Raw genomic sequence first — 6,609 nt, forward strand, 5'->3', positions numbered from 1 at the left:
CCGTCCTCATGGCCGAGGCCAGTCCCAGACTTCGCTCGTGCACAGGGAAGTGGGCACAGCAGAGCTATCCTCGCTTCGAAACCCGTGTCGAGTAGGTGACGCTTCTCGTCAGGTGTGCGCGTGGTCGAGAGCGGTGTGGAAACACCCCGTCCCATCCCGAACCGGGTCGTGCCCCACACCAGCGCCGGAGAGTACTGCGCGGGGGACTGCGCGGGAGGCGAGGCCACTGCGCGCACACCCGACGGGAAGCCTCACGTTGACGCATCCACTCGCTCCGACGCGGGGTGGAGCAGTGGCANCAAGAGCTCTCGTGGAAGAACGAGAGCTCTTTTCTGTTCTGGACAGAAAATGAAAGAGCGCCATGTCGTACCGCATGGTCATTTCTCCTTTTGAAAGGCTGCGTTCGTGGTTCCCACGCGTCGCTTTTCTGCTGTTCATCGGACTTATTGCGCTCTTCTTGTTCCGTCATCGCAAGGAGCTTGAGTCGCTCCGGCATTTACAATTGGTGCAACCCTGGTGGCTCCTCCTGACGATACTGGCTCAAGGGGTTGTGCCGGCATGTATTGCCGCACAACTGCAACTTCTCCTCACTCATCTCGAACGGCGCTTACCGCTGCGCACGCTTGTCACAGCTGACCTGCACCGTGTCGCGGTGTCCAGTGTTGTTCCAGCGGGTGCGGCGGTTGGTGCCCTCGTCTTTGCACGCCAATTGGAAACCCAAGGAATCCGCCGTGAGGCAAGCCTTACCGCAATAGTTCTGTATGGTGCACTGGGAGTCATTTCCTTCTTCGCCTTGACTCCCTTGACAGTCTTCTTCGTAACTCAAGAAGAGGCTATCCCGATTGCGCTCCGCTCAACGGTTGTTTTGCTGGTCGGTACTGCTCTCGTCGCTGTCCTTCTTCTCGGTGGTGCGCTGGTGTTGTCGCGACGAATCCGCGCATCGGTGACGCGGTGGTCGAAGGTGAACTCTTTCCTGTCGGTGAGCAAGACTGTCCCGCGCCGACCTTTGGTTGCGCTCTTTCTTTTGGCGATTTCTGTCGATCTCTTGAACGTTTTAATTCTCGGGGGTGCGTTGCGTGCGTTAGGGTATTTCGTTTCCTGGGACAAGGTTTTGATTGCCTATCAACTTGGTTACTTCTTCGCTTTTGTCGTTCCTGTCGCGCAAGGTACGGGGGCAGTCGAGCTTGCAGGGAGTGCGATCCTCCACCAGCTCGGTCTGCCAGGTTCTGTTTCGGTGGCAGCCATCTTGCTCTGGCGTGCCCATGAATTCTGGGCTCCACTACTCGCAGGGACCGCTCTCTGGCTGCAGCGAGAACCCCTCGTGCGACGAGCCGTCGACCGTTTCCCTGCACTACTACTTTTTGGGTCCGGTATGATCAGCATCTTTGGACTACTCGAGCCGCATCATCATCGCGTTTTCGCGCGTGGTCTTGAACGCGCCGTTCTCTTTGAACCATGGGAACTTTCCCGTCTTACGGAGCTTGTTCTTGGCTACAGCTCACTCCTCGTCGCACAACAAGTTTGGCGACTGAAGCGAACCGGGTGGTTTCTGGCTGTCCTACTCTCCGGAATCACCATAGTTCAGCAAGCACTTGAACGACGGGATCTCCTTGTGCTTGTTCTGTCCGGCCTGGCGTTTAGTGTCCTTGTTGTCCGCTGGCGTGCCTATCGGGTGCGCTCTGATGTTCCCTCGATAGTCCGAGGAGTGGGTTTTGCGGCATTGAGCATCCTGGTTGTCGTTGCATATGGCACGACTGGTCTCGTGCTGCTCAGTCGGCATGCGCTTTCGCCGCCTGTCCACAGTTGGTGGGAAGCAATTCACATTCTGGTGCTTAGCGGATTTGGACTGGGGACATGGCCGCTCAGTGCGGAGACACGGTATGGTGCTTGGTTCCTCAGCTCCGTAGGAGTTCTTGCAGCAGTTGCACTTTTGAGTGCGGTATGGAGTCTTGGACGACCTGTGGTCTGGCGGTACTGGGTTCATCCTACGGAGCGAACGCGAGCTCGAGTGCTCATTGAGCGATGCGGCAACTCCTCACTTGATTTTTTCAAATCGTGGCCGGATAAGGTGTTCTTCTTCTCCCGAGCGGGGGATGGCGTGGTCAGTTACCGCGCGCTGAACGGCGTCGCGCTCGTTTTAGGGGATCCCAACGCGTGTGGTGAAGAGGCGTTTCATCGACTGTTGCGGGATTTCCTTGACTTTTGTGAGTTAAACGACTGGGAACCGGCATTCCACCAGGTCGGGACGCAGTTTCTTCCGCAGTATGCGGGATATGGTTTGAGGATGCTCAAACTTGGGGAAGAGGCTGTCGTCGATCTCAGCGAGTGGTCACTCGAACGGCCTGGCTTTAAGGAGCTCCGCTACAGGGTTCGGCGGTTACAGCGAGAGGGTTACCGGTTTGAGGTGCGGCAGCCCCCGCAGGACGATACACTTCTTCGAGAGCTGGAGGAGGTGAATCGCGAGTGGCTGACCGTGCCCGGGCGTCGGGAGCGTTACTTCACACTCGGCCAATTCTCCGTGGCCTACCTTCGATCAACTCCTGTAGCGATGCTCCGCGATAGCGCAGGGAAGGTTGTGGCCTTTACGAACTTGATTCCGAGTGGCGTCGATGGGGAAATCACGATCGATCTCATGCGACGGCGCCTTGAGCCGCACGGGGCAATGGAAGTGTTGCTCGCTTCTGTACTTGAGTACTGCCGAGAAGCAGGCTACCAGCGATTCTCGCTTGGACTTGCACCACTCGTTGGGGTAGAGCTTCCTGTGCCAGGGATCGACCCGGTGAGGGAGCGTTTCTCTCGCGCACTTGATCATCTCTTTTCCTTCCGCGGACTCTACCACTTCAAAGCGAAATTCGGTCCACGATGGGAGCCGAGATATTTGGTATACCGGTCTGTCACCGCACTGCCGGCTGTCTTCCTGGCGATCGTCGAGGCGACGGAGGGGCGAAGTAGCCGGACGCGCGCAACGGCGGTCTTGGAGGATCCCCATTCAGACTGGTTCCTTCTCCCCCAAAACGGCTAGCCACCTGGTACGTCGACCCCATTGAGAGTTGGTCGAACTAATCCGTTTCTTCCGTGGTGGAAAGGATTTGCCGCCACCTTGTCGGGAGGGTCCATGCTGCGAGGAGGCCGACTTTATCTGGTGGCTGGAGTCGTCTTCGCCAGCCTGGCGTTGCTGCTTGCGTTGCTTGCCTTTCAGCGGCAGCGCCAACCAGCCACGATTGAGCCGACCACGATCCCCTCGGTATCGGTTGTGGTTGCGGCGCGAGATGTTCGGGCGGGGACTGTTCTGACGCTCGAGGACGTGAAGACTGTTGAGGCTGATCCAGCATCCATCGCGCCGGGGACGGCACGGCAACCTGATCAGGTGGTGGGGCTGGTGGCGGCGGGTGATCTGGTTGAGGGACAGCGCATTCTCATGGCGAACCTCGTGACACCAAGTGTCTCGAATCTCTTGCAGCAGGGAAAGCGTGCTGTTGCGATTCCCGTTGATCGTGTTAACGCGGTCGGTGGCATGCTCCAACCGAATGATCTGATCGACCTTGTCTATGCTGGGCGGGTCGATGTCATGCGGGTCTTGCCGACGGAACCGCTCGAGATGGTCGACAGTGGACAAGGCTTCAGTCCGGCGCAAGATGCTGTTCGGCTTCCTGAACCGGGAACATCCACCGGACGGAGCTACCCCTATCCGGGAGCGTCCGGATCACGTGTGGTCGTAACGGATACTGGCGAAGGGCAGCTGGTTACAAAAATTATCGTCCAGAATTTGCGTGTCCTCCAAGTCATCGCCGGGACGTCTGTCGTGGGGAATGCACCGGCGAGCGTTCAGCCTGTTGCTGCAGGGATCGGCTCCGAAGCAACGCCCACACCGATGGGTGAATCCGCACTACCACCCGTTGACTTGCTGATTGTGGAGGCAGATCCGGCTCAGGCTGAGCTTATCACGTTTCTCTTGGACCAAAACCTCCGATATCAAGTGCTCTTGCGGGCTCGTGGTGATGACCAGGCAGTGGAAACTGCGGGAGTCACCTACGACAGCCTTGTTCGCGACTATGGTTTACCGGTTCCTGGACCGGTCGAGGTCGGTGGGGGGGCGCGGTGAGCAGCGCACCAATCATCCGCATACTGATCGTGGACGATGTTCAGGAGAGTCGGGACAACATCGAGCGACTACTGAGCTTCGAACCGGACTTCCGCGTTGTCGGTAAGGCGGCGAGAGGCGAGGAGGGCATCGAGCTCGCATTGCGGCTCCAGCCGCATGTGGTGTTACTGGACCAGACTTTGCCGGACCTGGACGGTTTCGAGGTTGCAGCGGCGATCACTGCACGTGCCCCCGGTATCGGAGTGATTTTCCTCGCCCTCGACCCCGATCCTGACATGTTGCGGCGGGCTATGCTCGCTGGGGCACGTGAGTACTTGACGAAACCATTCAGGTACGAGGAGTTCGTCGAGGCCGTTCGCCGGGTGGGGCGACTCGCGAACCCTGGTGTGGCAGTCTCGGTTCCGATGCATAGTCCATTTCCTCCAGAGAGGAGTGTGCGTGAAACGGCGGGGCGCGATGGCCGGGTTATCGCCGTGCTCGGCGCCAAGGGAGGCGTGGGACGAACGTTCCTCGCGACGAATCTCGCGATCGCCTTACGACGACGAAGTGGTGTAGAAGTGACGCTTGTGGATTGTGATTTGATGCGCGGAGATGTTGGAGTACTGTTGAACTTGAATCCACAGCGGTCATGGGTTGATTTGGCGCGCACGAGTGAGATTCTCGATGGAGAACTCGTCGAAGAGGTGCTGACGCGGCATGCGAGTCAAGTCCGGGTGTTGCTGGCACCCGCGTATCCCGATGAGGCGGAGCAAATCACCGCTGATCGAGTCCGAGAGGCACTATTGGAGCTCCGCAGCCGGAGCGATTTCGTCATCGTTGATACAGCTGGCGGCTACGAGGAAGTCACTCTTGCTTGTGCTGACATCTCGGACATCCTGGTCTGGGTATTTACACTAGAGATGACCTCCATAAAGGATACAAGACTGTTCATCGAGTTCCGTGACCGATTAGGTTATAAAAGCAAGAGGCTGATTCTCGTCTTGAATCAAGTCAATCATGTCGCAGGTCTGTCACCGGATGACGTCGAACAGAGTCTGCGCTTCCCGGTAGGAATACGAATCCCCTTCGATCCAGCTGCGGTGATACGTAGCATCAACGAAGGGACACCCTTAGCATGGGAACAGCCTCAGCATCGAGTGGTTGCTGAGATTGATCGTCTCGCTGATCTCTTACTGGAGACGAAGGAGGCAAACGAACAGCCGGCAACGACGCGACGGCGACGCTTCTTGCCCCGATTCGGTGCAAGTGCCATCGTCCGGTGAGGAGAAAGGTGGTGACCTATGTCGTTACTTCGACGACTTGGCAATACCACCGAGACGGGACCACTGTCTATTGATCGCTCGCCGGATACAACAGAGACGCAAGAGCTTGGAGGGGCGACTCGTCCCCCACAACTTGCCCAGGTATTGAAGCGCCCACAAATGCGTGCGCCGAGTCAGCATCCAAGCACGGACGATACGGTGCAGCAGCTGAAAGCGCGTATCCAGAACCGCATTATTGCCGAACTGGATCCGCGAATGGACTTAAGCGACGAGCAACGAGTCCGTCGGACATTGGAGGAGACCTTCCTTTCGGTTCTGGAATCTGAGGGCATCGCGCTGAGCCGGATTGAGCGGCACCGCTTGTTTGAAGCTATCGTTGCGGAGATCCTCGGATATGGGCCGATCGAACCCCTGCTCAAAGATGACACCGTAACTGAAATCATGGTAAACGGCCCCAAGCAGGTGTGGGTTGAACGTGGTGGGAAACTCGAAAAAACATCGGTTCAGTTCGACGATGACGAACACGTTATGCGCATTATTGACCGCATCGTCTCGCCGCTTGGCCGGCGGATCGACGAGAGTTCTCCGATGGTCGATGCGCGGTTACCCGACGGTTCAAGAATCAACGCTGTCATCCCGCCAATTTCATTGGTAGGACCGTGCTTGACAATTCGGAAGTTCAGTCGCGATCCCTTGACGGTCGACGACCTTATCCGCTTCGGCACGCTGACGCCGGAGATTGCCCAGTTCTTGAAGGCCTGCGTCGAAGCGCGACTGAACATTGTCGTTTCGGGCGGAACAGGTTCAGGGAAGACGACGTTACTCAATGTCCTGTCATCGTTCATCCCAGGAGACGAGCGGATCGTCACGATTGAGAACGCAGCAGAGCTCCAACTCCGGCAGGAGCACGTCGTCACACTCGAATCGCGACCGCCCAACATTGAGGGGAAAGGCGAAGTCACGATCCGCGACTTGGTCATTAACGCGTTGCGGATGCGGCCGGATCGGATCGTGGTTGGTGAGTGTCGTGGCGGCGAAGCGCTCGACATGCTCCAAGCCATGAACACCGGCCATGATGGTTCGATGACGACGATCCACTCAAATAGTCCTCGCGATACGCTTCACCGACTTGAGACGATGGTGTTGATGGCTGGGATGGATTTGCCTGTTCGCGCAATTCGCGAACAGATTGCGTCAGCCCTCGATCTTATTATCCATATGGCAAGGCTGAAGGACGGCTCGCGC

Annotated in this window: 4 protein-coding genes and 1 rRNA gene; all 5 read left to right on the forward strand. The window is 57.7% G+C overall.

Annotation, left to right across the window (positions count from 1 at the left end; translation table 11 throughout):
- Window positions 1-116 precede the first annotated feature (116 nt).
- A 5S ribosomal RNA gene (gene rrf, locus NET03_RS13250) occupies window positions 117-235 on the forward strand.
- Between the two features lie 126 nt (window positions 236-361).
- Complete coding sequence (locus NET03_RS13255; RefSeq protein WP_252129369.1) at window positions 362-3,022, forward strand: phosphatidylglycerol lysyltransferase domain-containing protein; 2,661 nt, start codon at window positions 362-364, stop codon at window positions 3,020-3,022.
- Window positions 3,023-3,115: 93 nt separating this feature from the next.
- A complete protein-coding gene (gene cpaB / locus NET03_RS13260; protein ID WP_252129370.1) occupies window positions 3,116-4,102 on the forward strand; it encodes a Flp pilus assembly protein CpaB in 987 nt (328 codons plus the stop codon).
- Window positions 4,099-5,364, forward strand: a complete 1,266-nt coding sequence (locus tag NET03_RS13265; protein WP_252129371.1) for a CpaE/TadZ family protein — start codon at window positions 4,099-4,101, stop codon at window positions 5,362-5,364. Before cpaB ends, NET03_RS13265 begins: the two co-directional genes overlap by 4 nt.
- Window positions 5,365-5,382: 18 nt before the next feature.
- Window positions 5,383-6,609: TadA family conjugal transfer-associated ATPase (locus NET03_RS13270; RefSeq protein ID WP_252129372.1), on the forward strand; the 1,227-nt coding region annotated here is incomplete at its 3' end.

Source organism: Thermomicrobium sp. CFH 73360 (assembly GCF_023806465.1).
GTDB lineage: Bacteria > Chloroflexota > Chloroflexia > Thermomicrobiales > Thermomicrobiaceae > Thermomicrobium.